Here is a 26,368-nt window from a genome sequence, read left to right as displayed (position 1 = left end):
GCCCGCGCGCCGCCGACGCACTACGCTGGCGGATGGCGCGGCAGGAGTGCCCGGGCCGCTCCCGCCCCCCGTGGGGCCGGCGGCCCGAGTGGGGCCACACGTCCAGCGGGGCTGCGTGCCGGGAAGGCCACGCGCCCGGGAGAGCCAGATGCCCAGGGGGGCCAGATGACCGACCGGACCGCCGCCGAGCCGGACGAACCGACCGGCGCGGCGCCCGCGGACCCTGCCCCGGCCGCACCCGACTCCCCCACCCCGGCCGCACCGCACACGGGCCCCGAGCCGAGCCCGACACCCGTGCCGGCCACCGCCCCCGAGCCGGACACCGCACCGCGCGGCGCACCTTCGCCCAGCGCCGTGCCCGAGCCCAGCGCTATGCCCGAGCCCGGCGCCATGCCCGAGCCCGGCGCCATGCCCGAGCCCGGCGCCATGTCCACGCCGGGCGCCGTGCCTAAGCCCAGCGCCATGCCCGAGCCCGGCGGCGCACCCGAGCCCGCGGCCGCGCCCGAGTCCGACAGCGCGGCGACGCCGGAGCCTGACGCCCCCGGAGCCGCCGCCGTATCGCGGGGCAGGCACGCCGCCGACCGCGCCGACGCGCCGCGGACGCCCCCGCGGGCGATGCCGCTGAGCGGGATCGCGGGCACCGACGCCAAGCTCGGCCCCGAGGAGCCCCGACCCTGGATCAAGCCCCCGGTCCTGCCGCCCCCGCCGGTCCCGCCGCCGACCGGGCTGGTCAAGCCCCGTTCGTGGCGACTCAAGCGGCGCTCCCGGCAGGAGGAGCCGCCGGAGGAGCCGGCGCAGTGGCCGCCGCCGACCCCGACCGGCGCGCCGCGCCCGGTACCGTCGCCGTTCCCGCCGCCCGCCCGGGCACGGCCGACACCGGCGCCGCCGCCACCGGCGTCCCCCGTACCCGCCCCACCGGCCGGGCCGGCCGCCGCGCCCGAGCCGGGGTCGGAGTCGCCGGCCGGGCCGCCCGCGGACCCCGGCCCGGCGCCGTACGAAGACGACGACGGCGACGAAGCACCGCGGACCTGGCGCCGGCTGGGCCGCCGGGGCGTCGTGCTGACCGTCGCCGCCACCGTCCTCCTGCTGTGCGCCGGGGGCGCGCTGACGACCTGGCTGGTCACCCGCACCCCCGACAGCCGGGGGGCGAACGGCCCGGTCGAGGCGGCCACCCAGTTCCTGGACGCGGCCTACGTCACCCGCGACGGCGCCCGGACCCGCGCGCTCACCTGCCCGGACCTGCGCGACCGCGCCGCCGTGGCCGGCCGGGTCCAGCAGATCACCGACGCGCTCAAGGCGTACGACCAGCCGACCGTCAGCTTCGCCCCGCCGGCGGTGGACGTCGGCGCGCGGGCGGACAAGGCCGACGTGACCACCACGCTGACCGTGTCCAGCGCCGACGAGCGCGCGGCGACCCAGCCGCTGCGCCTGACGGTCGTCCGCGACAACGGCTGGTTCGTCTGCGAGGTCCGGGCCGGTCCCTGAGCGGCCTGCGGGCCGGCGGCGCCCGGACCGGATACCCTCGCCAGCGTGCGTGTGGACACGGTCGAACCCCGCTGGCCGGCCCGCCTCCAGGTGGTGACCGGCAAGGGCGGCACGGGCAAGACGACCGTCGCCGCGGCCCTCGCCCTGGCCCTGGCGGCCGGTGGGCGGCGGACGCTGCTGGTCGAGGTCGAGGGCCGGCAGGGCCTGGCGCCGCTGTTCGGCGTGCCGCCGCTGCCGTACGAGGAGCGGACCGTCGCCCGGCTCCCCGACGGCGGCGAGGTGCGGGCGCTCGCGGTGGACGCCGAGGAGGCGCTGCTGGAGTACCTGTCGATGTTCTACAAGCTCGGCGCCGCCGGCCGCGCGCTGGGCAAGATCGGCGCGATCGACTTCGCCACCACGATCGCCCCCGGCCTGCGCGACGTCCTGCTGACCGGCAAGGTCAAGGAGGCCACCACCCGGGCCGTCGACGGCCACCGGGCGTACCACGCCGTCGTCCTCGACGCCCCGCCCACCGGCCGGATCGGCCGCTTCCTCAACGTCACCGCCGAGACCGCGCGGCTGACCCGCGTCGGCCCGATCAAGTCCCAGAGCGACGGCGTCGCCGCCCTGCTGCGGTCCCCGATCACCGCGGTCCACGTGGTGACGCTGCTGGAGGAGATGCCGGTCCAGGAGACCGCCGACGCGCTGGCCGAGCTGACCGGCCTCGGCATCCGCACCGGGAAGGTGATCGTCAACCGGACCCGCCCCGACATCCTGCCCGACGGCCGGCTCACCGGCGCCGAGCTGCGCCGCGGGCTGGCCGCCGCCGACCTGCCGGCCGACCGGGCCACCGTCGCCGCCCTGCAGGCCGAGGCCGAGACCCACCGCGCCCGCCGCGCCCTGGAGACCGCCCTGCACGCCGAACTCGCGGCGCTGCACCGGCCGCTGGTGAGCCTGCCGCAGCTCCCCGGCGAGATCGACCTGCCCGCCCTGCACACGCTCGCCGCCCACCTGGCCGCGCCCGACCCGACGTGACCTGCCGCCCGCCGCGACCCTGCCGCCCGCCGGTACGGCGCGACCTCCGGCCGCGACCCGGCGGGACCGCCCGGCGGGCGGCGACCGGCCGGCGGGCGGCGCGGCGGATAGGGTCGGGGGGTGGTGTCGGGTGAGCGGCCGTGGGGCGCGGGCGAGCTGGACGTGGACGCGCTGCTGGCCGATCCGGGCGTCCGGATCGTCGTCTGCTGCGGCTCCGGCGGGGTGGGCAAGACGACCACGGCGGCGGCGCTCGCCGTCCGGGCGGCGGAGCGGCACGGGCGGCGCACGGTCGTCCTGACCATCGACCCGGCCCGCCGGCTGGCCCAGGCGCTCGGCCTGCGCGAGCTGGACAACACCCCCCGCCCGGTGGCCGGCGTCGACGCCGCGGCCGGGGGCGAGCTGCACGCGATGATGCTGGACATGAAGCGCACCTTCGACGAGGTGGTGCGCGCGCACACCGACGCCCGGCGCGCCGACGAGATCTTCGCCAACCCGTTCTACCAGGCCATGAGCTCGACCTTCTCGGGCACGCAGGAGTACATGGCGATGGAAAAGCTCGGCCAGCTCCGCGCCGGGGACGCCTGGGACCTCATCGTCGTGGACACGCCGCCGTCCCGGTCGGCCCTGGACTTCCTGGACGCGCCCGCGCGGCTGTCCCGGTTCCTCGACGGCCGGATGCTCAAGCTGCTCATGGCACCCGCCCGGGCCGGCGGGCGGAGCCTGTTCAGCCTGGTGACCGCCTCGATGGGGATCTTCGCGCGGGCCGTGCAGAAGGTCCTCGGGGCGCAGTTGCTGACGGACCTGTCCGGGTTCGTGGCGGCGCTGGACTCGACCTTCGGCGGCTTCCGGCAGCGGGCCGAGCGCACCTACCAGGTACTCCAGGACGCGGAGACCGCCTTCCTGGTGGTCGCCGCCCCGGAGCCGGACGCGCTGCGCGAGGCGGGCTACTTCGCGGGCCGGCTGCGCGCCGACCGGATGCCGCTGGCCGGCTTGGTCCTCAACCGGGTGCACGACACCGACCTGCCGGGGCTGTCCGCCGCCGCCGCGTCCGCCGCGGCGGACGCGCTGCCCGCGGCGCACGCGCTGACCGCGGGTGCCCTGCGGGTGCACGCGGCCCGGATGCGGGTCCGCGACCGCGAGCGCCGCACCGCGGACCGCTTCGCCGCGGAGTTCCCCGACGTCCCGACCGTCGCCGTACCGGCGCAGCCCACCGACGTCCACGACCTCGACGGGCTGCGCCGGATCGGCGAGCACCTCGCCGTACCGGTCCGCGCCGGCTGACCCGGGTCAGCCGACCGGAACGAGTTCCTTCTCCGCGGCGCGGTCCCCGGCGTGCTCCCCGGCCCCGCCGTCGACGCCGGCCAGTTCGGTCTCGGCGTGCTTGGCCAGCTCCGCCTCGAAGGCGCGCCGCCAGCTCGTGACGTTCGGCCGCTGCCGCAACAGCGCACGGCGTTCCCGCTCGGTCTTGCCGCCCCAGACCCCGAACTCGATGCGGTTGTCGAGTGCGTCCGCCAGGCACTCGTACTGCACCGGGCAGGAGCGGCAGATCCGCTTCGCGACGTTCTGCTCCGCCCCCTGGACGAACAGTGCGTCCGGGTCTCCGTTACGGCAGGCGGCCAGACTGGGCCAGTCCATGATCATGCCCATCAGTGCACGTCCCCCTTTGTCGCGTTCCCCCATGTCACCCCGCACGCCCGCGACCGCGCGCCCGTACCGTCGCGGCGACCCCCCGCCGCCGACGGCGCGGTCGACAACCCGCCATCGCTTGCCCGCCTCGCGCGGGCGCTGTGTGACACTCGCCGGACCATCATGCTCCGTAGTCGTCCGATTACGCAACGTTGTCTACTAAATCAACTTCTCCGGTCGTGCGGGGCGTTCACCCGGAGGCGCCGATTCGTCGACAGCGCCGTGAGCAGGGACGACGCCGTGCAGCGCGCGCGTCCAGCCATCCGCTGCCGCGTACCCCGAGTCCCACTAGCCAAACCGGCACCACGGCGACTACACGGACAAAGTAAGACTTTACGGGTACATCAATACGATAGTGAGTCAAGCGCACCCAGGGAGACGCGTGTACAACACAACGAGAACTGCGTACGAAGGAAATGGCTCACCCCCAGGTGCCGAAACAGCCGCGCAAATCGGCCAGCCACCTGAGGGCCGGGGTGGACCTGGTCACGTACGCTGTCCCGCGTGAAATTGTTCCGGGGCAGCGATGACCGTCGACGCGAGGCCACTGCGCGCGAGAACATCCCCGACCAGGCCCGACGGACCGCCGCGGGCGGCGGCGCGGGTCCGGTCGACGGCGACGGGATCCCCCGCCAGCGGCGCCTCGACGCGGTGCAGGACATGCTGCGCTTCGACCAGGTCAAGCAGATCCTCACCGACGGCAAGCTGGTCGACAACCTGCGCCCGGACAACCGCAGCATGACCGGCAAGGCCGTCACCCTCGGCATCGCCGGCCTGCTGGCCGGCCTGGTCGTGGCCGCCGCGGCGTTCCCCGGCGCCGCGATGAGCGGCCTGGCCGCCAAGGCCGGCGCCGAGACCTTCGACAAGCTCCCCAGCGAGCTGACCGTCAAGCAGGCCCCCCAGATCACCTACGTCTACGCCAACGACGGCAAGACCCTCCTGGCGACGATGTACGACGAGAACCGCAGCGACACCAGGCTCGCGAACATGTCCCCGCTCGTCCTCAAGGCGATCATCGCCGCGGAGGACCACCAGTTCTACGAGCACAACGGCGTCGACCCCAAGGGCATCGCGCGCGCCCTCGTCGTCAACAACAAGGGCGACTCGCAGCAGGGCGGCTCGACGCTCACGATGCAGTACGTCCGCCAGGCCATCTCCTACTCCGCCGAGAGCCCCGCCGAGGTCGTCGCCGCCACCGAGAACACCCCGGCGCGCAAGCTGCGCGAGATGCGCTACGCCATGTCGCTGGAGAAGAAGATCAGCAAGGACGAGATCCTGGAGCGGTACCTCAATATCGCGCCTTTCGGAAACGGGACGTACGGCGTATTCGCCGCTTCCAAGGTCTATTTCGAGAAGGCGCCCAAGGACCTGACGATCGACGAGGCCGCGATGCTCGCGGGGATGGTCAAGGCACCCTCGGCCTTCAACCCGACCACCGCCACCGGCAAGCCCCAGGCCGAGGCCCGCCGCAACTACGTCATCGACCAGATGGTCGCCACCGGCGCCATCACCGCCGACGACGCCACCAAGGCCAAGGCGGTCCCGCTCGTCGTCAAGGGCAAGCGCACCCCGAACGGCTGCGTCGCGACGAAGGAGAACCACTGGGGCTTCTTCTGCGACTACTTCTACCGCTGGTGGCTGGATCAGCCGGCGTTCGGCGAGACCGCGTACGACCGCGAGCGGACCCTGATGTCGCGCGGCTACCGGGTGGTCAGCTCGCTGGACCCCAAGGTCCAGGAGGTCACCAAGAAGGCGGTCGAGCGCCACTACCCCACCGGCCGGCGGCACGCGCTCATGCTGGCCTCCGTCGAGCCGGGCACCGGCCGGGTGCGGGCCCTGGCGACGAACCGCAACTACAAGCTCGACGACCCCCGCAAGCCCAAGAACGGCGAGTCCACCAACCCGGCCAAGCGCCGGGCGGGCATCCGCGGCACGTACCCCAACACGACCAACCCGCTGGTCACCGGCGGCGGCGACATCATGGGGTACCAGGCGGGGTCGACGTTCAAGATGTTCACCATGGCGGCGGCCCTGGAGAAGGGCTACCCCCTCTCGTACACCATCAACGCCACCTCCCCCGTGGTCACCCAGTACCCGCAGGACTCAGGACCAGCCGCCTGCGGCGGCCGTTGGTGCCCGCGCAACGCGAATCCGAAATGGATGAACGGCAACCGGAACATGTGGAGCGGGTTCGGACGGTCGGTCAACACCTACTTCGTCCGGCTGGAGGAGAAGATCGGCGCGGACGCCGTCGTGGAGATGGCCAAGCGCCTGGGCATCAAGTTCCGGGAGCCCAAAGACCTGGAAATGGCCACGACGCAGAGCCAGGCCGAGTCGTGGGGCGCCTTCACCCTCGGCGTGTCGCTTACCACGCCGCTGGACCTCGCGTCGGCCTACGCCACGCTCGCGGCGGACGGCAAGTACTGCGAGCCGACCCCTGTGCAGGAGATCGTCGACTCGGCCGGCAACAAGATCAGAGCCGGTGAGCCCCGGTGCGAGCAGCGGATCAAGCCCGAGACCGCCCGCGCGACCCTCGACGCGGCCCGTTGCCCGATCGGCGACAGCTCCTCGACCGACCGCTGTGACGGCGGCACCGCCAGCTACGTGCGCGGCACCGTGGGCAAGCCGGTCGCCGGCAAGACCGGCACCACCGACGGCGACCGCACCGCCACCCTGGCCCTGACCTCCCGCCAGCTCACCACCGTCGGCACCATGGCCGACCCGGACTGGGCACAGACGTCCGCGAGTATGCGCCCGGAGGCGGTCAACATGGCCGTCTCCCAGTCAATGCGCGACGCACTGTCCGACCAGCCGCGGATGGACTTCGAGACGCCGGGTTCCAACTCGGCGGAAGGTGACCAGCGCCGCATCCCCAACGTGGCCTGCCGCAGCGTCGAGGAGGCCCGCAGCCGCCTGAAGAGCGCCGGTTTCCAGGTGGAGATCGCCGGCCCGCCCGGCGTCCCCTCCTCGTGCGCTGCGGGATCGGCGGCCTCCACCGATCCCCGGTGGGTCGCCCCGAAGGGCAGCACCATCCTGATCCAGGTCTCGTCCGGCAAGCCGAAAGCCACCAGGCCACCTGCTGCCCCGCGCGCCGCCGCTCCGCCCCCGGCAAGCGGTTCGCCCCGGATACCCACGTCTCCGGGGCTGCGATGACACCCGCTGCTCGGGTGGACTGACGCCGCGCGGGCCGCGGTGGCGACTGTGGTCCCCGACTGTCCGGTATCAGGTGTAGTGGTGACCGGGGCGGACCTCGCCCTCAGACCAGCACTCGAGCCCGCTGGAGGTCGAGCGCAGGTGGAGGCTGCCACGGAATGAGTGGCGCTTACATGAGCTGGCGGCGCACCTCCGCGGCGACCCTGGACCCCTCCGCCTGACCGGCGACCGCGGCCTGGGCGGCCTTCATCGCGGCGCCCATCGCCTTTGGCCCCGCGAAGTCGCCGTCCGCCAGCGCGCCGGCCACCAGGCGGGTCAGCTCGTCGTCGGAGAGCTGGGCCGGCAGGTACCGCTCCAGGATCTCGCCCTCCGCCCGCTCCTTCGCCGCCTGCTCGGCCCGGCCGGCGTCATCGAACGCGGTCGCCGCCTCCCGGCGCTTCTTCGCCTCCTTGGTCAGCACGGCCAGCACCTCGTCGTCGGACAGCTCCTTCGCTGCCGGACCGGCCACCTCCGCGGCCTGGACCGCGGCCAGCGCCATCCGCAGCGTCGAGGTCGTCAACGTGTCGCGGGCCTTCATCGCCGTCCGCAGGTCCGAGTTGAGGGAGTCCTTCAGATTGCCCATGGCACGCAAAACTACTCTGGTGTCCATGCGTATGTCCGCCGCCGTCCCCCGGTCCCCACTCGGCCGCCTCCTGGGCGGGCTCGCGCTGGCCGGCGCCGGCACGCTGGCCTACGCCTCGCTGGTCGAGCGCCGGTGGTACGCGCTGCGCCGGTTCGACGTACCTCTCCTCGCCACCGACGCCGAGCCGCTGCGCATCCTGCACCTGTCCGACCTGCACCTGACGCCGGGGCAGCAGCACCGGGCGGAGTGGGTGGCGTCGCTAGTGGGCACCGACCCCGACCTCGTGGTCGTGACCGGCGACAACATGGGCCACCCGGACAGCCTGAACGCCGTCGTCGGGGCGCTGCGCCCGCTGTTCGCGCTGCCGGGCGCGTTCGTCTTCGGCTCCAACGACTACACCGGCCCGGTGTGGAAGAACCCGCTGGGCTACTTCCGGTCCGAGCGGGAGTACCGGCACGGTGCCGACCTCCCGCACGAGGAGCTGCGCGAACTCCTCACCAGCGTCGGCTGGGCCGACCTCAACAACGCCCGCACCGTCCTCACCGCCGGCGGGCGGCGCGTCGAGCTGGCCGGCGTCGACGACCCGCACATCCAGCGCGACGACTGGCCGGCCGTCGCCGGGCCGGTGGCGCCGGACGCGGACGTACACATCGCGCTCGCCCACTCCCCCGAGCCCGCGCTGCTGGATCTGATGGCCGCGGACGGCTTCACGCTGATGCTGGCCGGCCACACCCACGGCGGCCAGGTGTGCGTACCGGGAGTCGGGGCGCTGGTCACCAACTGCGGGCTGCCCCGGCGCATGGCCAAGGGCCTGCACCGCTGGCCGGGCTCGGACGCCTGGCTGCACGTGTCCGCGGGCGTGGGCACGCACCCGACGGCACCGGTCCGGTTCGCCTGCCGGCCGGAGGCATCGCTGCTCACGCTGATCCCGCGCTGACAGCCCGGGCGGCGACGGGCCGGATGCCGGTGTGCGGGTCGGGACGAGGGTGGGCTACGATATCGCGGCACCTGTTGAGGGGTGCGGCACGATCATGCGACACGTACGTGTACCACCGGGGTATGGCGCAGCTTGGTAGCGCGCTTCGTTCGGGACGAAGAGGCCGTCGGTTCAAATCCGGCTACCCCGACCAAAGAAACAGCAGCTCAGGGCCGGTTCCCATCGTGGGAGACCGGCCCTGAATCGCTTCTGCGTCCATCTGGGGAGCAGCCTGGGGAGCAGAGCCCACGAATCGGCGCCGCCGGGGCTACCCGGGAGCCTCGTCCGTCCCTACGGCATCCGACCCGGGAGCGGACAGAAGCCGGTCGAGGACCGCGACGGGAGAGCGCTCACTGATGGCGCGGCGGTCGTCTAGGGCTCGCTCCCAGACCGCCGTGAGCCCGTCCAGGAGCCTGCGCCGCATGGTGGCCGTGACGTGGGAGTACCGGGCTTGCACAGAACCGTCCTCATGCCCCATGCGCTCATCCATCAACTTCGGTGGCGCGCCCAGCTCCTCCATCATCGTCTTGTGACTGTGCCGCAGCCCGTGCGGAGTCAACCCACGGGCGATAGGCGTCCAGCACGCGTCCGCCCGTGCTGCCGCACCCCTCCCCCGCACCGGTACGCCGGGCCAGGGCTCAGCCAGAATCGGCACCGGATGCGAGTCGCTTGCCGAACGCCTCGGATAGTCACCGGATGCGGAGGGCTGAAACAGCCAGGTGGCGAATCCGCTCCGGCGCCAATGAGCGGCCAGCTCCCCTGACCAACCGGAACGGACGTAACCGAGGTCAGCGATCGCTGTCGTGACCTTCGTGGCAGTCGCCGGCGGCACGGTGCCGGGCCGGTTGAGCACGTTCGACACGGTGCCAGTGGACACATCGGCCCGGCGTGCCACGTCAACCAACTTCGGGCCGGGCCGTCGCGCGGCGCCGTTCGCGGCACGATGTCCACGGAACACGTACCGCCGTCCGTGGCACTTACATTGCTGAGGCGACCGCTCCGCGATCTGCCCGCGCAGCAACTCGCCCAGCCAGTCCGGCGCGTCGATGGTCCGGTGAGAATCGTCCTTTGGCGGACATCGGTGCATCTCACCTGTGTCGAGTTCGTAGAGCTGCGATTCGACGCGAACGGACCGTGGTCGCACGAATTGCGTTTCGAGTCCGACCACTTCTCCCCACCGCATACCGGTGAAGCCCATCAGGACGATAGCCACGAACTCATCGTCGCGGCCCGCCAGTAGCGCCGCCCGCTCGGCAATCAACAACACGCCGAGCCCGTCAGTAATGACCTTCTCAGGTCCCCGGTTCCGAGACCGACCGGCCCGCTTGCCTCTACCGCGGCGTTTCGCGGCAGGATTCGACTCCCGCAGCCCCTCCCCGATCGCATCCTCAAAAATCAGATGGAGTGTCGACCGCCAGGTCTTGACGCTCGCTGGCGCGTACGGCACGGCCCGCTCCCGCTTCTCCCACGCGTCCACCTCAAGTGCAGAAATCTCTGCCATCGGGCGGCCACCGAATGTCGGCAGAAGGTGTTCCTCGATGTGGCGGCGGTAGTTCTGCATCGTGGAGGCCGCAAGGTCCTGAGCGGCGTACCAGCGGCTTGCGTACTGAGCGAACGTCTCCCGACCCATCGCCGGGTCACGACGAGTACCAGAGTCAAAATTTGACTGAGCCGCATCGGCGGCCTTCTTGGCGTCGCGCTTTGTGCGATATCTGATCGTCACGCCGGCGGCGTCCTCAACCGTGCGGCGCACACCCGGTGCAATGTTGTATCGCGCACGCCAGTAGTCGCCGCGTTTTTCGGCGTATCCCACTCATTTCCTCCGTTGGTACGTGCCGGCGCCCGGGGCGTTGATGCCCGGGCGCCGGGTTCTAGGCGGCTTGTGCGTTCTGGGTTTGTGCTTGTCGGGTCCGGCGTGGTATGCGTGCGCGGAGTTCGACGACGGGGGCCACTTTCATGACGGTTCTCGGCTTGCGGGTGGCGCCGATACCGGTGCGGGTGGGCTGGTGTTCGGGCCGGACTTCGAAGGTGGTGATGATTTCGGTGATGTGTTGGTCGGTGAAGCGATAGCTTCCGCCGATCCAGGCGTAGGGGATGCGTCGTTTGCGTGCTTGTTCTTTGAGCCACCATTCCGAACAGCCGATGAGTTTCGCGGCGGCGGCGGGTCGGTGGGTCTGCGGCCTGCCGCCGCCGGTTCGGTTCATCGGTCCTCCCGGGTGGGGCGCGGTTCGGCGTCGAGGTAGACGCGGGCGTGGGTGGAGGTTGTTCGGTCGGTGTAGGTCCGGCTGACGGTGTGGATGTCGAGGACTTCGGCCAGCACGGGCAGGGCGGCGGCGATGTCAGCGGGGGTTCCGTGGAGTCTGATTCGCACGGTGGGGTCCTTTCGGGACGGAGGCACCTCGGGCGGTGGGTACGGCGGCGGTGTATGTGAGGGCATGGTGAACGGCCCGCTCAGCGGCTCGGTGGGCCAAGATTTGTGGCGGGTTGGTGGTGTTGGGTGGGTGGATCTGGCTCAGGGCCGCTGAGCGGGCCGTTCCGCCGGTGTCGTCGCGTGCGGTTTGGGCGGTGTCGGTTGTGTGGGGGTGAGCCGTACCAGCCGTACCAGCCGTATCAGTGCAGGTCAGGGCTGGTACGGGTTGGTGGGGTGGTACGGGTTAAGCCGTACCAGTGAGATCATCCGGCGTCGTCGGGTCGGTTCGGTTGGTGTGTTTGGTGGTGAGGTCGCGGGCGTCTTGGTACGGCTTGAGCCGTACCACGTCGTTAACCCGTACCGCCTCTGAGCTGCTGTGATACGGCTGGTACGGCTGGTACGGCTCAGGGTCGGTCGACGGTTCGGGTGCGGGGCAGTACCGCCGCCACGGGTCGATGAAGTCGCACCGCGCGTAGCCCTTGGCCTGGCCGATGGGCGGGGCGAACCGGATGGTCGTTGAGCTGATCTCGTAGTGCCGCAGCAGCGCGGCGAGTTTGATCGGGGTGAGCCCGCCGGGGCCGGACTCGGCCCACGGCGCTTCGGGATCACGGTTGAGTCGTTCGAGCAGGATGTTCGTCGGGATCGCGTCTGCCTTCCCGAACGCGGTGCGGCAGTCGGCCAGTAGCCGCACGCGGTCGGAGGTGATGGTGTTGCCGTCGCGTTCGGCGTTGAGGACCTCGGCGGCCCGCCGGGCGCGTGCGGGCCAGTGACCCCCGGCGAGGTCCGCGATGGCCATCAGCGGTTCCCATGTGTCGGCGGCCCGGTCTTCGAGCGGCATGTCCGGCTCCGCCGCCTCCAGGACGGCCAGGTTCGCCCCGGCCCAGGCCGCCAGATCGGCGGCTAGGGCTTTCAGCGGCGGCCCGTCGCGGCGGACCCGGTACGGGGCGACCTTCTCGCTGCCGGTGCGGCGGCGCATACGGATCACGACCGCACGGTCTTCGATGGTGTCGGGCATCGCCCCGATGCCGGCTAGGGCCGCCATGGCGAAGGTCGGGATCTGTTCCAGCTTGCGGGCGGTGTGGTCCCACCGGATAGCCGGCCGGTTACGCTGGTGCCCGGCGTTGAGCAGCCCCCGCAGATCCTCGTTGGCCCCGTCCCCGGTGAAGATGGTGTCCGCCTCATCCACCAACAAGGTAGGTGGGCTGTCGGACCCGCTCGCCCGATACACCGCCGCAGGTGAGGCATTGACCGTGATCAACGGCTGGTGGGAACAGCCTTCCACGATGTCGAGCAGCCGCGACTTCCCACACCGCTTTTCCGGCGCCCGGATCACCAGCCGCGGTGCGTGCGCCCAGGCCGCTTGGGCGTGGGTGGCGGCGATCCACAGGACCACTCCGTCGACGGCTTCGACGGTGGGGAGGACGACGTAGCGGGTCAGGATCGCGTGCAGCCGGTCCAGCAGCACCGCCCCATCCGGGGAGCACACCGCGGTCGGGGACTTCTCGGGTGGGGTCATCAGCAGCACCCCTGCCGCCACCACGCGGTGTCGGCCGGCTCATGCCACCCCACCGGCTGATGACATGCGGGCTGGCCATCCATGACGTGGGCGAGCTGCCGGGCGGCCAAGGCCAAGCGCCGCCGCGCCCGCTGCGATTCGGGGGTGGTCATGACAGGGATGGTGAAGTCGCACCGGGCGGCGGTCATCGCGGCCCGCACCACCTCGAACATGGCCGTACTGACCACCCACGGGTCTTCTACGTCCTCGGGCGTGCTGTCCCATCCGGCAGGCTGCTCGGTCGGCGGGAGTGCGTCGGTGGCGCGGGCCAGGTCCCGGGCATGCAGAGCGAGCAGCTCCTGTACGAACTCCTCACCGGCCGGTGGGGTGTCGGCTTCGGTGTACCGGTATCCGGCGACCGACAGCGCGGCACCGATCGTCCGCCAGACCTCAAGGTCGACAGCGATTCGCAGGTCGTACAGGCGGTCGGGTGTGATGGTGCTGGTCACAGGGCTACTCCTTCATCTTTGAAGCCACCAGTGATGGCGTTACGGATGTCGCGTTCGGGCTGGCCTACTGCCCGCCCGGCAGCGGTCAGGGCGGCGGTGGCGTCGTGGGCGGTAACCGCGGCGGCGGCGACCATCCGGGCCACCCCGCGGGCGGCGCCGTAGAGAGTCGTACGTCGGCGGCCCGCCGGTGCTCTGGCCACGGCGTCGAGGTGTGCGCTTAGGAGGCGGTGAGGAGATGAGATGCCCCCGCCCCCGGTAACGCGGCTGGTCGGCGTTGGTGGGACCGGCGCGGCCGTGGAGGCGGGGACGCACGGACGGCGTTGGCAGGCATCGAGCAGCAGCGGGGGCATCTCATCCACACCCCGACCCGGCACCCACCGATACGGGCGTCCGGTGCGCGGGTGGACCGAGGGCGGGGCCACGACGTAGCCGCCTTCCCCGCGGATGTCGACCCCGGCAGCCACCTTGGACTGGCTGTTCAACACGGGGACACCGGGATGCCGGTAGTACAGGTGCAGACCACCGGAACCGGTCACCACATGCGCTGTGGGTGGCATCAGGGCCGGGTCGACCCGGCCGCCGTGACGGGGGTCGATGTCGACCACCACCAGCCCCGCCCGCGCCCCAGTGGCCAGAGCCAGCAGCCCACCGGGCAGCACAGCGAACAGCGCCCGGACCCGCTCAGGGTCGGTGGTGGCCGCGTAGGGACCATGACAAGTCAGACAGCCGCAGGCTGTCCGATCATGCTCCGGCCCCACCAACCGACATCGCCCACAGTTACCCACCGGCCGTTTCCGGCGGCCCAGCAGGAACACCGGCCACCCCCGTCCGGCGTAGCCCAAAGCAGCGTTGAGCAGGTCATACATGCCGTGGTACCTCCGATCTCAGACGGCAATATCGAGCGGCAGCGGCCGATCGGCAGGTGCCGGCGAGGCCGTCACCGGCCGTCCCTTCGGCCGGTGGTGGCGTCGTGGTGGATGCGGCGGGCGTAGTTCCACACCGCCCGGCCGAGGCGTAGTCGCTGGCCGGCCCCGCGGCAGCGGCGGCAGGGTCGCAGGGTGCGGGTGATCAGGTGGGGACGCGCCCCGGTCCCGGAGCAGGCGCGGCAGGTTCCGAAGGGCAGGAGCCAGCAGGCCAGCGCGTAGCCGGCGGCGATCATGGTTGCGATCAGGGCGAGGGTCATCGAAAGCGCCTCCCGGAAGGGTTTTCAAGGGGTGTTCGGGCAGCCGCGACCCGCGACCTGCACGCGTTTGCGCAGGCCGCACGGTGTCGGTGAGGGTTGCGGGGTAGGTCGCGTTGCCGCGACCTACCCCGCTGCCGCGACCGGTGCCGCTACCCGGCCTCAGACCCGCTGTCGGTGTCTGGTGGGGTGTCGCGGTCGGCGATCAGGTCGCGTAGTGCGGCGAGTCGGTAGCCCTTGAGTGCCCGCCCGCCGATCTTGACGTCGGTGGAGACCACACCTTGCGCACGTGCCAGCTCGGACAGCGCCTCACCGGTCATGGTCGGGTAGGCCTCGGGCCACCGCTGCACCAACGCCGCCGCGGCGGCCGTCCACTGCTGACCGTTACGCGCCGCCACCGCGGTCAGGTCGGCGAGTAGATCGCGGGCCTTGGCCGTGGCGGCGGTGTCCCCGACGACGGTGCCGCCGCGCAGGGCGGTGGCGCGGGCCACGATCGCGGCGGCGGCCTTGGCGTCGGGGAAGTGCGACCGGACCGACGTCGGCTCGGCCAGCCCGGTCAACACACCCCACCCGGCATCCACCCCGGGCCGGTAGACGGTGCCGGTGACACCGCGCCGGTAGGCGCCGGTCCCCAGGATCATGTCGTTAGCCACCTGGTCAGGGACGGCCAGACACCACCGGATCCCGATGTTGCGCGTGATCCCCGTCGGCAGGGAGTCCTTGTCCGGGATTTGGGTGATGATCACGACCGTGATCCCCAACGCGCCCGACCCCGCTTGACCAGCCGTTCGGCCGCCGCCGCAGCGTCCTTGCCGACGATCGGGTCGCCGAACAGCTCGTGCGCCTCATCGATGGTGATCACGATGGGGTGCAGCCCTGACCCCGGCTTACGGGCCAGCTCCGGGGTGACTTTGCGTTCGGGGGCTTCGCCGCGTTCGTAGGCGGCCTTGATCCGCTTGCCCCGCCGTTCGGCTTCGGCCAGTCCCCAGTTGAGGATGGCCAGACCGGCGGCGAAATCCTCGTCCCCCAGGCCGCAGACGTAGGTGGAGCACAGCGGCGCCATGTCCAGGAAGTCACCGGTTCCCTTGTACTCGGCGATCTTCATCTCAACTGTCGGGTCCAGGGCGGCGATGGTGACGATGGTGCGGGCGGCGAACGACTTCCCCGACCCCGGCCGGCCACCGACCAGGAAGTTGTTGGCGAACAGCGTCGCCGACACCGGCCGTTGCCGCTGATCGGTTCCGAACTCCGCCGCCTCAAAGTACGAGGTCGTGGTGTTGGCCTCGGCCAGCGACCACGCGGGCTGTCCCATCTTCGACGCCGGCCGGTAGCCGACCCACAGGTCCAGTTGTCCGGCGTGATCGGGGCCGGCGGTCGGCCACACCTGATCCACCGGCAGCCGCAGGGCGCTGGACAGCGCGCCGCGGCGTTCGAGGACCTTGACGGCTTCGAGGCCGGCGGGGAGGTTGACCCGGGCCAGCCAGCCCGGCCCGTCGCGGTGGATGCCGGGGTGCATGAACTCCACCGCGCCGCGTTCTTTGAGCCCTGGCAGGGACAGTGCCACTAGGGCGTCGCGCACCATGTCGGCGGTCAGGCGGGTGAACCGCGGCCCGTTAGACAGCCGGTCAGTGATCGGCGCATCCGCCGGCCGCCCGGCACGCGCGGCCAGCGGCACCAGCGCGGCTAGGGTGGCCCACCAGCCCCACTCGGGCACCACGCCGGAGGCGGCAAGCGATGTGGCGCCGATCCCGAACGTCATCGCGCCCAGGCCCAGCGCCCACCAGCGGCCGCGGGACTCCTTGGACCGGGTGCGGTTGAGGGCCTGCCAGGTGAACGCGTCGCCCTTGTCCGCGGCGTGCTGCCGCAACTCGAAATTTCCGCGCTCGGCGGTCGCCCAGGCAAGTAGCCCGCCGGCGGCCCGCATCGTCCCCACGGGTGCGTAGAACAGGGTCTTGGCCAGGTACTTCGGGGACCGCACCCCATGAAACGCCACCGTGTAAGCGGCCACATCAGCGGCGCGGGCGAGTATCTGGCGGCGCTGGCGGGCCGAGCGCAGCCACGCGGGCACCACCGGTGGCCGGTCGGCGCTGGTGGCGGTGCGCCAGCCACCAGCGAACGCCGCCCCATCAGCCGCCGCCTCCGTGTCTGCTCCGGTGTCACCGTGGTCGGGGTCGACCTGGTGGCCGTCAGCATCAACGGTCACCGACTCGGCGTCCGCGGGCAGCGGACTGTCGTCCTGGTCGGGGGTGCTGTTGATCAGCCGCAGGCGCGGCGGGTTCACCTCGGTACTCATCGACGTCCCTCCGCAATATCAACAACATGGGCAAGCCGCTGCACCACCGCCGGCACCAACTCCCGGCGCGGCATAGTGGGCGCTTCGATCTCCTTGGCGGCGAACACCTCCGTCGCCCGCACCCCCGCCACCACCGCGGCGAACAGCCGCCGTAGGAGGGTCAAAGTGCGGTTGAGGTGGGCGTTTACGCCGGTCAGATAGTTGATGCGGGCTTGTAGGCCGGGGCAGACCCCGCACGGCTGGTCAGACAACGCGCCTCCTGGCAAGGGGTGGAAAGTGCGCGGCGCGGTCCCCCAGAGCCAGGGACCGCGCCGCCGCGCAACACTCAAGAGATGGACAGGGGGTTGGGGGCTACTTGGTGAGGGCGCCCAGGAACGTCCCGACCGCGGTGAACACCGACTTCACCGTGCCGGCCGCGCCGGTCGGGTTGCTGAACACGTAGAACGCGCCGACCACCATCGCGGTCAGGCCGAACAGCTTCGACTTCATGACAGGCATCTCCTCAGTGATCAGAACGGGGGCTCACCGTCGGCGGACCCGCCACCACCAGCGGCGGGGTTCGGATGGATCAGGCGGCGATCAGGGCGGCGACGGCCAGCCAGCCGACGTGCCACGACTGATCCAGCGCATACGCGCCGGTTCCTAGACAGGGGTTGTCATCACGACCGGCCCGGGGTGCGCCCAGGGCCACGAACCGGGCCGATCCGGTGCGTACGGCCAGCCACAGCAGCGGGGTGCGCCGGTCGGCGATGTAGTGCGACACCGCCGACACCAGCAACGCCACGGTCACCCGTGCGGGGTCCAGGTCCAGGCCGCACCGCCACGCCACCGCCGCCACCGCCACAACGGCGGTGAGGGTGTAGGTGGCCACATGCACCGCGCACGACAACCGGCCCGCCCAGCCCGGGGCCCCTTTGGTGCGCGCCTGGTGATCGGTCTGCACCCAGTGATCGGCCACCATGTGCGCGGCATACACGGCGGCGAACACCGCCGCGAACGTGACAGCGGTGCTCATCGGTTGCTGCCGAAGTGGAACGTGCCCTCGACGCGGCCGGCGGTGTACTGGCCGTGGTTCTCCTCGATCACGACCTTGTCCGTCTCGACCCGCTCACCGCGGCCGGTGGGGATGTCGGCGGGGGTGGTCGTGCCGGTGAACGTGAACCCACCCGGGCCGCCGAAGGTGAACGTCCCCTCCGCGTGCGCGGCGACCTGGCCGTGGTTGGTTCCGATGGTCACCGTCGGCCGGTGGCCGGCACCGCCGCCGGGGTTGCCGGCCGGCCGGGTGGCGTTGGTGACGCCCATCCGGTCGAGCATGTCCATGGCGCCTTGGACCCGGGCGGCGACGTCGGCGGGCATCTGGTCGCCTCGGAACGTGCCCTGCGGGGTCACCACCCGACCCACGACCGTCGCGTCCGGCCCGAACGCGACCGGACCCGACCTCACCTCGCCCGGGGTGGCGTCGACTGCCTCACCGGACACGGCGGGGGTGGCCTGCGCGCGGGCCTGACCGGCCAGCGTGTCCCACTGCCTGACCTCGGCGCGGGCACGGTCCCGGTCGACCGGATGCGCGGTCGGGTCGGTGGCGGCGGCGCGCCAGGCGTCGGCGCGCTGGGCGTAGTAGGCGCCCGGATCCTCCGCTGCGGCCGGGGCAGTACCCGCCGCCGCGGTCGGGGTGACGTTCGGCGCCGCGGTGGGGGCGGCGCCGGCCGCCGACACGGCCGTGGTGGTGGTGCGGTTGCGGTTGCCGGGGCAGCGACGGCCGCCCTGGGCGTGACTCCTGCACATACGTTTCTCCCGTGAGTTGAGGGGTTGTCCGCCGGGGGTGGCGGCCACCGCACGACACCCGCCCCAAGTCGGGCGGGCGGGTGTCGCACGGAAGCCGTCAGCCGACCTGCGTTAGGTCGGGGACGGGACGGCCGTTGACCTGCTTGGGCCAGTGCCGTTGCACGGTTTTCAGCGAGACACCCAGCGCGGCGGCGGCGTCTTTCTGCTTGATCCCAGGACGCCGTTTCACCAGCCGCGCGACCCGCACCGCGGTCGGCGATGTCCGCTCCGATGTCCGCGGAACATCGCGCGGCCTGTCCGCCCCGCTGTCCGCTGCACTGCCCCGCGCCATGTCCACCGCGGCGTCCGGCGGCGTGTCCTGCGCGATGTCCGCTGAGGTGTCCGGCCGGATGTCCTCCGTCGTGTCCGCTCCGGTGCCCGGCCCGATGTCCGGCCCGGTGTCCGGTGCGGTGTCTCTTGTCGTGTCCGCTGCGGTGGCGGTGTGCTGCCGGTTGTCCACCCAGGTCCGGGCGCGGGCCAGACCGGCACGTAGGGCGGTGACGGCTTGGTCGGCGATGTCCTGGGTGGCGGCGTCCAGCTCGGCGGGGTGCTGCCACCAGGTGGCCCGGTCCACGCGGCGGCGTACCTCGGCGATCACCTCGTCATCGGCGGTCAGCGACAGCCGCGCCAGCCGCCGCCCGTATCGGCGGGCGGTCTTGGGGTCGGCGTGGCGGCGTTGATACTCGATGCGGGTCATCCGGGCCACCAGCCGATCCCGGTCCACCGACACCGCGTCCCGAGCTCCCGGCTCGATCGCCCCGACCGCCAGTAGCAGCCGTCGGGGTGTCCACCGCCACGACGTACGCCCTAGTTCCTCGGTGGTCCCGTCAGCGGTCATCCCGAGCCACCACTGGCCCACGGCCAGCAGCGGAATCGCGATCCGTAACGCGGCTTCGGTGGCGGTGTCACCGGCCAGGGACACCACGCACGCCTCCGCCACCGCGACCGCCCACGCAAACCGGCCATGCTTACCCGGATGCCCATGGACGTGTTGGTGGCGTTGGGCGCGCAGCATGGCCGATGCCATCAGGGATGGTGAACACGAACAGCGCCGGCACCGCGAACGCCGCACCCAGATCGAGGGCGCCGGTGGAGACTTCCCACATGCCCTCGGCCGACCACGCCAGCGTCAGGACCAAGGCCACACCATCGACCCACCGGTCCGGCCGCCCGGACCGGGCACGCCGCACCACCGCCGCCAGGGCCAGCAGCAGGACGGTTGCCGCGCCAGCGGCCAGGACAACGGGGTCGCGGTTGGCGGCCAGCCAATCGGCCCAGCCGGTCAGCATGTCCGCCACCGGCCGCCCCCACACCGGTGCGGGAGCCACGGGGGGCGGGGCATCAGGACGCCTCCCGCAGGCCGCCCTGGTGGGCGCAGGCCAGGCCGCAGCCGCACACCCGCCCCGGGTCCAGGCGCGCCTTCACATACAGCCGCGCCCCCGACCACTCACAAGTCGTCCTGCACCAGGCGGTGCCGCTGTCGGTCTCTTTGACGACCGGGGTGTCCAGACCACCGGCGATCGCTTCCACGACCCGGATCCGGGCCGGCTCGGGCAGGTCCGTCCACAGGTAGAACGACACCGACGCCTGCGGCAACCGCACCGGCAGACCCCGCAGCACATCCGCGATCCGCACCAAGTCATCAGCGACCTGCACACCCGTACGGAAGTCCGCCGGGTACTGGTCAACGTCCATCACTTGTCTCCTCCAGGCAAAAGGCAGGGACGGCGCGTCACAGCGCCGTCCCCACACAAAAGATCGAATAGAAACGCCAGCCACCAGCCGCCAGCCGGCGGCGGCGGCGGTTATCGGGTCGCGGTACGGGCCTGAGATGCCCCCGCCGCCGCGGTGGTCAGCGGCCGGGCCGGCAGCGCCCCCGACGGCGGGCGGCGTCGCGGGATGTGGGCCTGCACCCGGATCGGCGCCGCCTCCGTGGCGGCCTTGGCGGCGGCGCGGCGGCGGGTGTGCCACGCCACCGCGCACACCAGCCCTGTCAGCCCGGCGACCACCGCCAAGGTGGCCTGGGGCCACCACAGCGCCGTGACGACGGGCACGGACAGCACGGTGCGGGCCATCGCCCGCTGCCAGCGGGGCCACAGCACCGGCACCGCCGTCTCACCCCACATCGGGGCGCCGGAAAACCACCGCCACCCGAAGACCACAGCGACCGCCAGCAGCGGCGCCACCACCTTCGACGCCAACTGCCAGACCAGCCACGCCACCCCGAACAGCAGCCCACCCAGCAACGCCACCGGCCCCGGCAACGCCGAAGACTTCGACGCGCACATCAGCAGGCCGTCCCTTCCGCGCAGTCCAGACACTCACCCAGCGACCGCGGAATGTAGTAACCACACACCGACCCACACGTCGAACACGTACGACGGGCTGCCAGGGCGGCGTCGATCGCACGGCGCTGCGCCGGAGTCGCGGTGCGTTTGGGAAGCGCCCGGTCGACGCGGTACAGGTTCGCCACCCGCACCCCACCCACCCCGCGCCACCGGATTTGTGCGGCCACGTCCTGACCGCCAGGGCGAAGGCCGTCGGCGCGTAGCTGCCGGACCGTGGCGTAACCGGCCGGGGCACCCCGCCACCAGAAGGTCGGCAGGCCGTACCGCTCGCCGTCGGGGTCATGGAACCGGGCAGCAATCCGACCCATCAGCCGGCCCCGCCACGGCGAGCAAGGCGGCGGACCGTCCGGTCCGCGGCACCGCGCCACCACCACACATCCACCCGATGCATCACCACCGCCGACACCAGCGAGGCCAGCACCGCGGCGGTGAGGACGGCCGTCACGCCGCCACCCCTGACGAGACGGCGGACACGCGGCGGCGGATCGTCAGGCGGTGGCCGCACACCCACAGCCACGGATAGTCCGGGCCGGTGCCGTCAGTGACCACCCGCACATGCCGACCCGCCAGCGTCGCCGTAGCGACCTTCTCCCACCGCAGCGACGGCGTACGCACCTCATCACCCGGACGCAGCTCCACCGCCGCCACCAACATGCGGACCTTGACGGCCATCACGCGGCCCACGAGGTGACGGCGTGGCGGCCGGCGGCCTGGGCGGCGGCTTCCCGCAGCACCCGATCCCGCCCGCCGCAACCTGCGATGATCCAACTCCGACGGCGCGTCGGTGCGGGCCATCGCGCACTCAGCATCCACCACCTCCAGCTCCGCCGCGATCAGCGGCCACTCGGTCTCGATCGCGGCCAGGTCATCCGTTGTCGGCCCCTCCACGGGGGCCAGATCCAGCGGCGCAGCCAGCGTCAGCCGGCCACGGCCCGTACTCTTGTGCATGTTCATCGTTTGTCCCTTTCGGTGAGCAACACAGAGCGGGCCGACGCGCCAACGTCAACCCGCAGCCAAACCCCCTCCGGGCCTCAGACCCGACGGGAAGCGGCAGCCCGGCCGGTGCATCAACACCCGCCAGGGCACCGCTCACTGAGCCCGTACGACGACGGGCACCCTCAGCCCGGACGGGCTGGGGGATCAGACGAGGCACCCATGAGCCCCCGCCTACGGCCACCTTTTTGCAGCGCTCAGCGCGACACGCCACGCGTGCCGGCCTCGCCGGGGAGGTGTGCGACCCCATGTAGTTGTCAAAGATCAAGTCGCCGTTGGCCATTGGTGAGCGGTGCGACAAGTCACGCACCGCTCACCCGCGCCAGCGACGGCAGCAGCAGGCGGAGCTGTTATCCTTGTGTCCTGCGGTCCTTGTAAGGACTTGCGAGAACCATAAGGGTGCCAGGGGACATCCGTCAACACCTTGTAAGGACTTAAGCTGTGCGTGTCTCAAGAGGGAGGGCCGATGGCGACCAAGTACGACCGGGTGGTTGACCTGCTGCGCACGCGGATCGAGGATGGCACGTACCCCGCCGGTACCCGGCTACCTGCGGAAACGGCACTAGCCGAGGAAATCGGCTTCACCGTCCAAGTGGTCCGGCGCGCGCTCAGCGAGCTACAAGCGGAAGGCTTGATCGACCGAATCCACGGTCGGGGGACGTGGGTACGGCAGCAGCGCCGGCCCGTCGAGCGGACCACGGAACGGTACGTCTGGGAGAAGCAGCGTGTTCACGCGTCCGAGGAGGAACGCGCCAGCACGGGGGCAACCGAGCGTGATGCCGGGCTGGAAGTGCATGACCTCCTGTTCGAGGCGGAGTACGCGGAGGTTGAGGCCCCGGCAGACCTTGCTGCAACCTTCGAGGTGAGCACCAGCACCAAGCTCCTGCGCCGGACCTATCGCACCCGCACGCACGGGGACGCCCCGTTCAACGTCAGCACGTCGTACTTGCCGCTTGACCTGGTGGCGGCCAACCCGGCCCTACTGGATTCGACCAGGGAGCCATGGCCTGGGGGCACTCAGCACCAACTCTTTACCGTCGGTGTGGAGGTGGACCGGATCATCGACAAGGTGACGGCACGTCCGCCACGCGCCGACGAGGTAGCCGCACTTGACCTCCCGGCAGGTGTCGCCGTGCTGGTCCTCCGGAAGGTGTCGATCGACATCACCGGCCGCGTGGTCGAGGTGGCGGATGTCGTGCTTCCCGGTGACCGCACCCAGCTCGTTTACACCACCCAGCTTCCGCGATGGTCCGCATGAACACGATCAGCGTCATCACGGCTTGTCATGGGCCGAGCGTGCCCTACCTCGCGGCGGCGTACGACTCCCTCCGGCGGCAGGTGCTCCCGGCTGGTTGGGGGTGGGAATGGTGCGTCCAGGAGGACGGCCAGACCGGTTCAGTTGCGGAGGTGTTGCCGCAAGATGAGCGGATCAAGCCGGGACAGGGGAGGCCCGGCGGAGCCGGCATTACCCGCAACATGGCCCTTGCTCGCTCGGCCGGACAGCTCGTCAAAGTGCTGGACGCTGATGATCTGTTGACCGATGGTGCTCTTGCCCGTGACATCGCCGTATTGAGCGCAGACGGTTCGATCGGATGGGTGGTGTCAAGCGTGCTCGATTTGCTGCCCGACGGTCAAACCGTGAGTTGGGAGCGCGCCGACCCGGCAGGTGGCCCGTTGCGCGGTAGCGAAGTGATCGACTACTTCGTCAAGAACGGATACCGCCTTCCTATCCATCCAGCCACCATGTGCATACGTCGGTCCCTAGCCCTCGCGCTGGGCGGATGGATGGCGCTGCCGGGGGGTGAGGACACCGGGCTCCTCCTGGCGGCGTGCGCTCTCACCGACGGGTATTTCAACGCAGAGCCGGGCCTCTTGTACAGGAAGCACCCGGACCAGATCACACAGCACGCGGGATTCACCGAGCCTGAGGAGTGGGTTACCCGCATGAGCCTGATCGAGGCACGCGCCGCCGCACTTTCCGACGGTGCAATAGGCCGGCGGTAAAGATGTCGGCCTTCACCGCCTGATCTGGTCCCCAAGGAGAGTCCGGTAACATTGCTTCGATCGGTCCACAGTGGTACCGGATCCGGTAGTGGATCCTGCCGGTGGCCAGGTCAAGTGCGGCGATCATGTGCCGCACCCCCTGGTCGCGGGTGTACGTGGCCCGCAGCCGCAACGGCCGGCCGGTCTTGCGCCAGCCGCGGCCGGGGCGCGGTTGCAAGTTCAACGGCCCGAACTCGTCGGCGCAGATCACCCGCCCACCGGCGGGTGGCCGGTCGTAAAGGTCCAGCACACGGCGCATCTTGGCGGTGAAGTCAGGATCGTTGCTGGCCTTCCACGTCTTGCTGGCCTGCCACGACACCCCACCGGCATGCAGGATCCGACGCACGGTCTCGGCGCTGATCGCCTCTATACGGCCGGACCGGGTCAGGTAGTCACGCAGCTTGGACAGCGACCAGCAGGAGAACGGCTGGCCCAGGAAACGGGGGTCACACCCGGCGATGGCGCAGATCCACGCACGGGTCTGCTCATCGATCCCTCGCGGTACGACCCAGCCGCTGCAACCCGCTGACCCTCAGCCATCGTGATCTCACGGACGAACACCTCCGGGCGCCTGCTTGCCACCGATCTCCCACCACCGACCAACACGTCAGCACACAGGATGCCGGAACCCGTCCGGCTACCAGATGTGCCCGTTCAACGTTCATAGACGGGGCACTAGTGACCTTGCGCCCAACTTTCAGTGCTTCGTCGCGCGTGCAACCTCTCGGCGAGGTCACCGGCCGGCTCAAAGGCGTACCTTTTCCCGAGCCGCGTCTGCGCCAATAGTCCACCGTCTACTAAAGCGCCGAGGTCATTCCGCGCGGTCTGAGGAGATATACGGTGCGAAAGCTGGTGGGACTGGACGGTGTACCGTGCGTGCGGATTGTTAATGGCATGCTGAAGAAGAGCGATCTGACGCGCATTGAAGTCCTGATCCAAGCGGAGAGTGTCTCGGAGCGACTTTACTTCGATCATCTTCTTGGCAAGGTACTCATGTAGATCGTCGATAGCTCTCCGCAGGACCTTTAGATTGTAGGCATAGAAGTATGTGAGATCGTTCTCGTCTTGCTCGGTATGCAAGAAGGAACGGGCATACTGTGATGGCGCCTTCTTCAGGATCTTCGAGACGCTCAGAAATTCAGTAAGCCAGTAACCTTGATTGAGCATCGACCAGTAAAAGAGCGCCCTAGCGGTCCTGCCGTTTCCATCCTCGAACGGGTGCTCGTAGCCAAGCATGAAATGAATCGTGATGGCGCGAAGTACGCCAGGCAGATAGCCTCCCGCGTCAGCTTCATTTGCAAACTCACAAAGTCTCTGCACGCGTTCGGGTAGCTTCTCTGCTGGCGGGGGGCGGTGAAGCTCATGGTCTGCCTCGTCCCACACCGAGACCCGCACCTCGTCAGGCCTTTGAAATCGACCTGCGGCCGTCGGATCGTCTAAGGTTCCATCGGTCACAATGCGATGAATTTCGCATATCAGCTCAATGGTCAACGGTTCGGTGCGTAGTTGTCCGATGCGCTGCATGGCATGAAAGTTGTTAAGAATCATGCGCTCACTGCGATCACGGGGGTCCCGACCGCTGCGAATCATCTCTCGGGCGACTTTGCGGGAGGTTGAAGCGCCTTCGAGTTGACTAGAAGTAATGGCCTCCTCGATCAGCTGACTTACAAGATAGCGATCTCGAGTGCTGGGATTTGTTACCTCCTCAGCCTGGCGAATCTGTCCACTCGCATTTGTCGCGACGAAGTCGATCTCTCTCAAGACTTCATCAGGCAGAGCAAATGTAAACGGCCTATCCGAGATATCTGTCAGCGACAGCTTGCGACTCATGCCTATCCGAGCAATCTTGGTCGCCCACCACCACGCCTCAGGAGTTAGCCCATCCGGGGGGTTCTTGTATCGGAGTTCGTCCCATGGAAGGTAAGGCGCACTAGCAACACCACGCGAGATGAATCCGATCACCCTGGGGCCAAACTCCTTGTCGGAGAGAACCTTGCTCATGCCCTCCCGCCCGGGAGGCGGCATCGGCGTCTTCATGCTCCCCCTTGTGGTCGGCGCGACCTACGCGCACGTGGCTGCTGCTAGCTGCGCCAAAGTTAGCAGCAACCGCTCCGGCTGACGGCGAGCTGGGCCTAGTTGTTGCTAACTGCACCCAAGTTAGGCGGCGGAACCTCGCTATCAGCCGCAGCGGCGTCTTGCCTGGTCGGGAGCGTCGGGTCTGCTGCACCAACTGGTGACACCTGAGCTGGCTTGCCGTTGAGGCGGGCTGGAAGGATGCCACCGTGCCCAAGCCCTACCCCCGAGAGTTCCGTGACGACGTCGTGCGGGTCGCCCGCG

General features: G+C 70.6%; 30 protein-coding genes, 1 tRNA gene and 1 pseudogene. 8 read left to right on the top strand and 24 right to left on the bottom strand.

Annotated elements, in window-relative coordinates; translation table 11 throughout:
* Positions 1-165 precede the first annotated feature (165 nt).
* The 3 genes from IEY75_RS00150 (at position 166) to bagB (ending at position 3,780) form a co-directional block, all read left to right on the top strand.
* Complete coding sequence (locus IEY75_RS00150) at positions 166-1,485, top strand: Rv0361 family membrane protein (RefSeq protein ID WP_189112088.1); 1,320 nt, start codon at positions 166-168, stop codon at positions 1,483-1,485.
* 45 nt (positions 1,486-1,530) lie between these two features.
* Positions 1,531-2,499 (top strand): ATPase BagA, encoded by a 969-nt coding sequence (gene bagA, locus IEY75_RS00145; RefSeq protein WP_189112087.1) that lies wholly within the window; start codon positions 1,531-1,533, stop codon positions 2,497-2,499.
* A gap of 123 nt (positions 2,500-2,622) precedes the next feature.
* A complete protein-coding gene (bagB, locus tag IEY75_RS00140; RefSeq protein ID WP_189112557.1) occupies positions 2,623-3,780 on the top strand; it encodes an ArsA family ATPase in 1,158 nt (385 codons plus the stop codon).
* Between the two features lie 6 nt (positions 3,781-3,786).
* Here bagB and IEY75_RS00135 read toward each other — a convergent pair whose 3' ends face one another.
* Positions 3,787-4,146, bottom strand: a complete 360-nt coding sequence (locus tag IEY75_RS00135; RefSeq protein ID WP_189112086.1) for a WhiB family transcriptional regulator — start codon at positions 4,144-4,146, stop codon at positions 3,787-3,789.
* A gap of 756 nt (positions 4,147-4,902) precedes the next feature.
* Between IEY75_RS00135 and IEY75_RS00130 the strand changes: the two genes are divergently transcribed.
* Complete coding sequence (locus tag IEY75_RS00130) at positions 4,903-7,338, top strand: transglycosylase domain-containing protein (RefSeq protein WP_373290189.1); 2,436 nt, start codon at positions 4,903-4,905, stop codon at positions 7,336-7,338.
* 169 nt (positions 7,339-7,507) lie between these two features.
* On the opposite strand, the gene IEY75_RS00125 is transcribed toward IEY75_RS00130, so the two are convergent.
* Positions 7,508-7,960 (bottom strand): GatB/YqeY domain-containing protein, encoded by a 453-nt coding sequence (locus IEY75_RS00125; protein WP_189112085.1) that lies wholly within the window; start codon positions 7,958-7,960, stop codon positions 7,508-7,510.
* A gap of 25 nt (positions 7,961-7,985) precedes the next feature.
* Here IEY75_RS00125 and IEY75_RS00120 point away from each other — a divergent pair, with 25 nt between their 5' ends.
* Together IEY75_RS00120 and IEY75_RS00115 are read left to right on the top strand one after the other, a co-directional pair.
* Positions 7,986-8,897, top strand: a complete 912-nt coding sequence (locus IEY75_RS00120; RefSeq protein ID WP_373290173.1) for a metallophosphoesterase — start codon at positions 7,986-7,988, stop codon at positions 8,895-8,897.
* 116 nt (positions 8,898-9,013) lie between these two features.
* Positions 9,014-9,090 (top strand) — tRNA-Pro (locus IEY75_RS00115).
* 114 nt (positions 9,091-9,204) lie between these two features.
* Here IEY75_RS00115 and IEY75_RS00110 read toward each other — a convergent pair.
* The 21 genes and pseudogenes from IEY75_RS00110 to IEY75_RS00020 form a co-directional block, all read right to left on the bottom strand.
* Positions 9,205-10,749 (bottom strand): tyrosine-type recombinase/integrase, encoded by a 1,545-nt coding sequence (locus IEY75_RS00110; RefSeq protein WP_189112083.1) that lies wholly within the window; start codon positions 10,747-10,749, stop codon positions 9,205-9,207.
* Positions 10,750-10,807: 58 nt separating this feature from the next.
* The gene (locus IEY75_RS00105) at positions 10,808-11,140 is read right to left on the bottom strand and encodes a DNA-binding protein (RefSeq protein ID WP_189112082.1); all 333 of its coding nucleotides are present in this window, start codon (positions 11,138-11,140) and stop codon (positions 10,808-10,810) included.
* Positions 11,137-11,307, bottom strand: a complete 171-nt coding sequence (locus IEY75_RS00100) for a hypothetical protein (protein ID WP_189112081.1) — start codon at positions 11,305-11,307, stop codon at positions 11,137-11,139. Before IEY75_RS00100 ends, IEY75_RS00105 begins: the two co-directional genes overlap by 4 nt.
* Positions 11,308-11,590: 283 nt before the next feature.
* Complete coding sequence (locus IEY75_RS00095) at positions 11,591-12,811, bottom strand: DUF3631 domain-containing protein (RefSeq protein ID WP_229789229.1); 1,221 nt, start codon at positions 12,809-12,811, stop codon at positions 11,591-11,593.
* A 50-nt stretch (positions 12,812-12,861) separates the two neighbouring features.
* Entirely contained in the window at positions 12,862-13,350 is a 489-nt protein-coding gene (locus IEY75_RS00090) for a hypothetical protein (RefSeq protein WP_189112080.1), read from the bottom strand.
* Positions 13,347-13,550, bottom strand: coding sequence for a hypothetical protein (locus IEY75_RS21375; RefSeq protein ID WP_308425657.1), 204 nt, complete (start codon positions 13,548-13,550; stop codon positions 13,347-13,349). The genes IEY75_RS00090 and IEY75_RS21375 overlap by 4 nt, the downstream gene beginning before the upstream one ends.
* Before the next feature lie 153 nt (positions 13,551-13,703).
* Positions 13,704-14,216: pseudogene (locus IEY75_RS21370) on the bottom strand (bifunctional DNA primase/polymerase); the annotation flags it as partial.
* 71 nt (positions 14,217-14,287) lie between these two features.
* Positions 14,288-14,533, bottom strand: coding sequence for a hypothetical protein (locus tag IEY75_RS00080; protein WP_189112078.1), 246 nt, complete (start codon positions 14,531-14,533; stop codon positions 14,288-14,290).
* Between the two features lie 149 nt (positions 14,534-14,682).
* Positions 14,683-15,276, bottom strand: a complete 594-nt coding sequence (locus IEY75_RS00075) for a hypothetical protein (protein WP_189112077.1) — start codon at positions 15,274-15,276, stop codon at positions 14,683-14,685.
* Positions 15,273-16,823: a hypothetical protein gene (locus IEY75_RS00070; protein ID WP_189112076.1), complete on the bottom strand. Its 1,551-nt coding sequence runs from the start codon at positions 16,821-16,823 to the stop codon at positions 15,273-15,275. The genes IEY75_RS00075 and IEY75_RS00070 overlap by 4 nt, the downstream gene beginning before the upstream one ends.
* Complete coding sequence (locus IEY75_RS00065; protein WP_189112075.1) at positions 16,820-17,074, bottom strand: hypothetical protein; 255 nt, start codon at positions 17,072-17,074, stop codon at positions 16,820-16,822. The genes IEY75_RS00070 and IEY75_RS00065 overlap by 4 nt, the downstream gene beginning before the upstream one ends.
* Positions 17,075-17,174: 100 nt before the next feature.
* Positions 17,175-17,312 (bottom strand): hypothetical protein, encoded by a 138-nt coding sequence (locus IEY75_RS00060; RefSeq protein ID WP_189112627.1) that lies wholly within the window; start codon positions 17,310-17,312, stop codon positions 17,175-17,177.
* Positions 17,313-17,391: 79 nt separating this feature from the next.
* On the bottom strand, positions 17,392-17,838 hold the full coding sequence (locus tag IEY75_RS00055; protein ID WP_189112074.1) for a DUF3307 domain-containing protein: 447 nt from the start codon (positions 17,836-17,838) through the stop codon (positions 17,392-17,394).
* Positions 17,835-18,608: a hypothetical protein gene (locus tag IEY75_RS00050; protein WP_189112073.1), complete on the bottom strand. Its 774-nt coding sequence runs from the start codon at positions 18,606-18,608 to the stop codon at positions 17,835-17,837. Before IEY75_RS00050 ends, IEY75_RS00055 begins: the two co-directional genes overlap by 4 nt.
* A 97-nt stretch (positions 18,609-18,705) precedes the next feature.
* Positions 18,706-19,569: a hypothetical protein gene (locus IEY75_RS00045; protein ID WP_189112072.1), complete on the bottom strand. Its 864-nt coding sequence runs from the start codon at positions 19,567-19,569 to the stop codon at positions 18,706-18,708.
* Positions 19,570-19,615: 46 nt separating this feature from the next.
* Positions 19,616-19,945: a hypothetical protein gene (locus IEY75_RS00040; protein WP_189112071.1), complete on the bottom strand. Its 330-nt coding sequence runs from the start codon at positions 19,943-19,945 to the stop codon at positions 19,616-19,618.
* A gap of 43 nt (positions 19,946-19,988) precedes the next feature.
* Positions 19,989-20,342, bottom strand: coding sequence for a hypothetical protein (locus tag IEY75_RS00035; RefSeq protein ID WP_189112070.1), 354 nt, complete (start codon positions 20,340-20,342; stop codon positions 19,989-19,991).
* Between the two features lie 110 nt (positions 20,343-20,452).
* Complete coding sequence (locus tag IEY75_RS00030) at positions 20,453-20,899, bottom strand: hypothetical protein (protein ID WP_229789228.1); 447 nt, start codon at positions 20,897-20,899, stop codon at positions 20,453-20,455.
* 35 nt (positions 20,900-20,934) lie between these two features.
* Positions 20,935-21,303: an RRQRL motif-containing zinc-binding protein gene (locus IEY75_RS20640; protein WP_229789227.1), complete on the bottom strand. Its 369-nt coding sequence runs from the start codon at positions 21,301-21,303 to the stop codon at positions 20,935-20,937.
* Positions 21,303-21,440, bottom strand: coding sequence for a hypothetical protein (locus IEY75_RS00025; protein ID WP_189112068.1), 138 nt, complete (start codon positions 21,438-21,440; stop codon positions 21,303-21,305). Before IEY75_RS00025 ends, IEY75_RS20640 begins: the two co-directional genes overlap by 1 nt.
* Positions 21,437-21,949, bottom strand: a complete 513-nt coding sequence (locus IEY75_RS00020; protein WP_189112067.1) for a DUF6284 family protein — start codon at positions 21,947-21,949, stop codon at positions 21,437-21,439. The genes IEY75_RS00025 and IEY75_RS00020 overlap by 4 nt, the downstream gene beginning before the upstream one ends.
* 505 nt (positions 21,950-22,454) lie before the next feature.
* Between IEY75_RS00020 and IEY75_RS00015 the strand changes: the two genes are divergently transcribed.
* The gene (locus tag IEY75_RS00015; RefSeq protein ID WP_189112066.1) at positions 22,455-23,246 is read left to right on the top strand and encodes a GntR family transcriptional regulator; all 792 of its coding nucleotides are present in this window, start codon (positions 22,455-22,457) and stop codon (positions 23,244-23,246) included.
* Positions 23,243-23,992 (top strand): glycosyltransferase, encoded by a 750-nt coding sequence (locus IEY75_RS00010; RefSeq protein WP_189112065.1) that lies wholly within the window; start codon positions 23,243-23,245, stop codon positions 23,990-23,992. The genes IEY75_RS00015 and IEY75_RS00010 overlap by 4 nt, the downstream gene beginning before the upstream one ends.
* 714 nt (positions 23,993-24,706) lie before the next feature.
* Here the strand turns inward: IEY75_RS00010 and IEY75_RS00005 are convergent.
* The gene (locus tag IEY75_RS00005; RefSeq protein ID WP_229789226.1) at positions 24,707-26,032 is read right to left on the bottom strand and encodes a Fic family protein; all 1,326 of its coding nucleotides are present in this window, start codon (positions 26,030-26,032) and stop codon (positions 24,707-24,709) included.
* Between the last annotated feature and the right edge of the window lie 336 nt (positions 26,033-26,368).

Origin of the sequence: Pilimelia terevasa (genome assembly GCF_014647915.1) — a bacterium.
Lineage (GTDB): Bacteria > Actinomycetota > Actinomycetes > Mycobacteriales > Micromonosporaceae > Pilimelia > Pilimelia terevasa.
This window is presented reverse-complemented; position numbering and strand designations above follow the sequence as displayed.

Coding starts and splice junctions, on each gene's coding strand:
- IEY75_RS00060 (WP_189112627.1), bottom strand. CDS start 17,312: ATGAAGTCGAAGCTGTTCGGCCTGACCGCGATGGTGGTCGGCGCGTTC.
- IEY75_RS00005 (WP_229789226.1), bottom strand. CDS start 26,032: ATGAGCAAGGTTCTCTCCGACAAGGAGTTTGGCCCCAGGGTGATCGGA.
- IEY75_RS00125 (WP_189112085.1), bottom strand. CDS start 7,960: ATGGGCAATCTGAAGGACTCCCTCAACTCGGACCTGCGGACGGCGATG.
- IEY75_RS00135 (WP_189112086.1), bottom strand. CDS start 4,146: ATGGGCATGATCATGGACTGGCCCAGTCTGGCCGCCTGCCGTAACGGA.
- IEY75_RS00010 (WP_189112065.1), top strand. CDS start 23,243: ATGAACACGATCAGCGTCATCACGGCTTGTCATGGGCCGAGCGTGCCC.
- IEY75_RS00080 (WP_189112078.1), bottom strand. CDS start 14,533: ATGACCCTCGCCCTGATCGCAACCATGATCGCCGCCGGCTACGCGCTG.
- IEY75_RS00035 (WP_189112070.1), bottom strand. CDS start 20,342: ATGGACGTTGACCAGTACCCGGCGGACTTCCGTACGGGTGTGCAGGTC.
- IEY75_RS00105 (WP_189112082.1), bottom strand. CDS start 11,140: ATGAACCGAACCGGCGGCGGCAGGCCGCAGACCCACCGACCCGCCGCC.
- IEY75_RS00015 (WP_189112066.1), top strand. CDS start 22,455: ATGGCGACCAAGTACGACCGGGTGGTTGACCTGCTGCGCACGCGGATC.
- IEY75_RS20640 (WP_229789227.1), bottom strand. CDS start 21,303: ATGGGTCGGATTGCTGCCCGGTTCCATGACCCCGACGGCGAGCGGTAC.
- IEY75_RS00050 (WP_189112073.1), bottom strand. CDS start 18,608: ATGTGCAGGAGTCACGCCCAGGGCGGCCGTCGCTGCCCCGGCAACCGC.
- IEY75_RS00120 (WP_373290173.1), top strand. CDS start 7,986: ATGCGTATGTCCGCCGCCGTCCCCCGGTCCCCACTCGGCCGCCTCCTG.
- IEY75_RS00150 (WP_189112088.1), top strand. CDS start 166: ATGACCGACCGGACCGCCGCCGAGCCGGACGAACCGACCGGCGCGGCG.
- IEY75_RS00055 (WP_189112074.1), bottom strand. CDS start 17,838: ATGAGCACCGCTGTCACGTTCGCGGCGGTGTTCGCCGCCGTGTATGCC.
- IEY75_RS00070 (WP_189112076.1), bottom strand. CDS start 16,823: ATGAGTACCGAGGTGAACCCGCCGCGCCTGCGGCTGATCAACAGCACC.
- IEY75_RS00020 (WP_189112067.1), bottom strand. CDS start 21,949: ATGAACATGCACAAGAGTACGGGCCGTGGCCGGCTGACGCTGGCTGCG.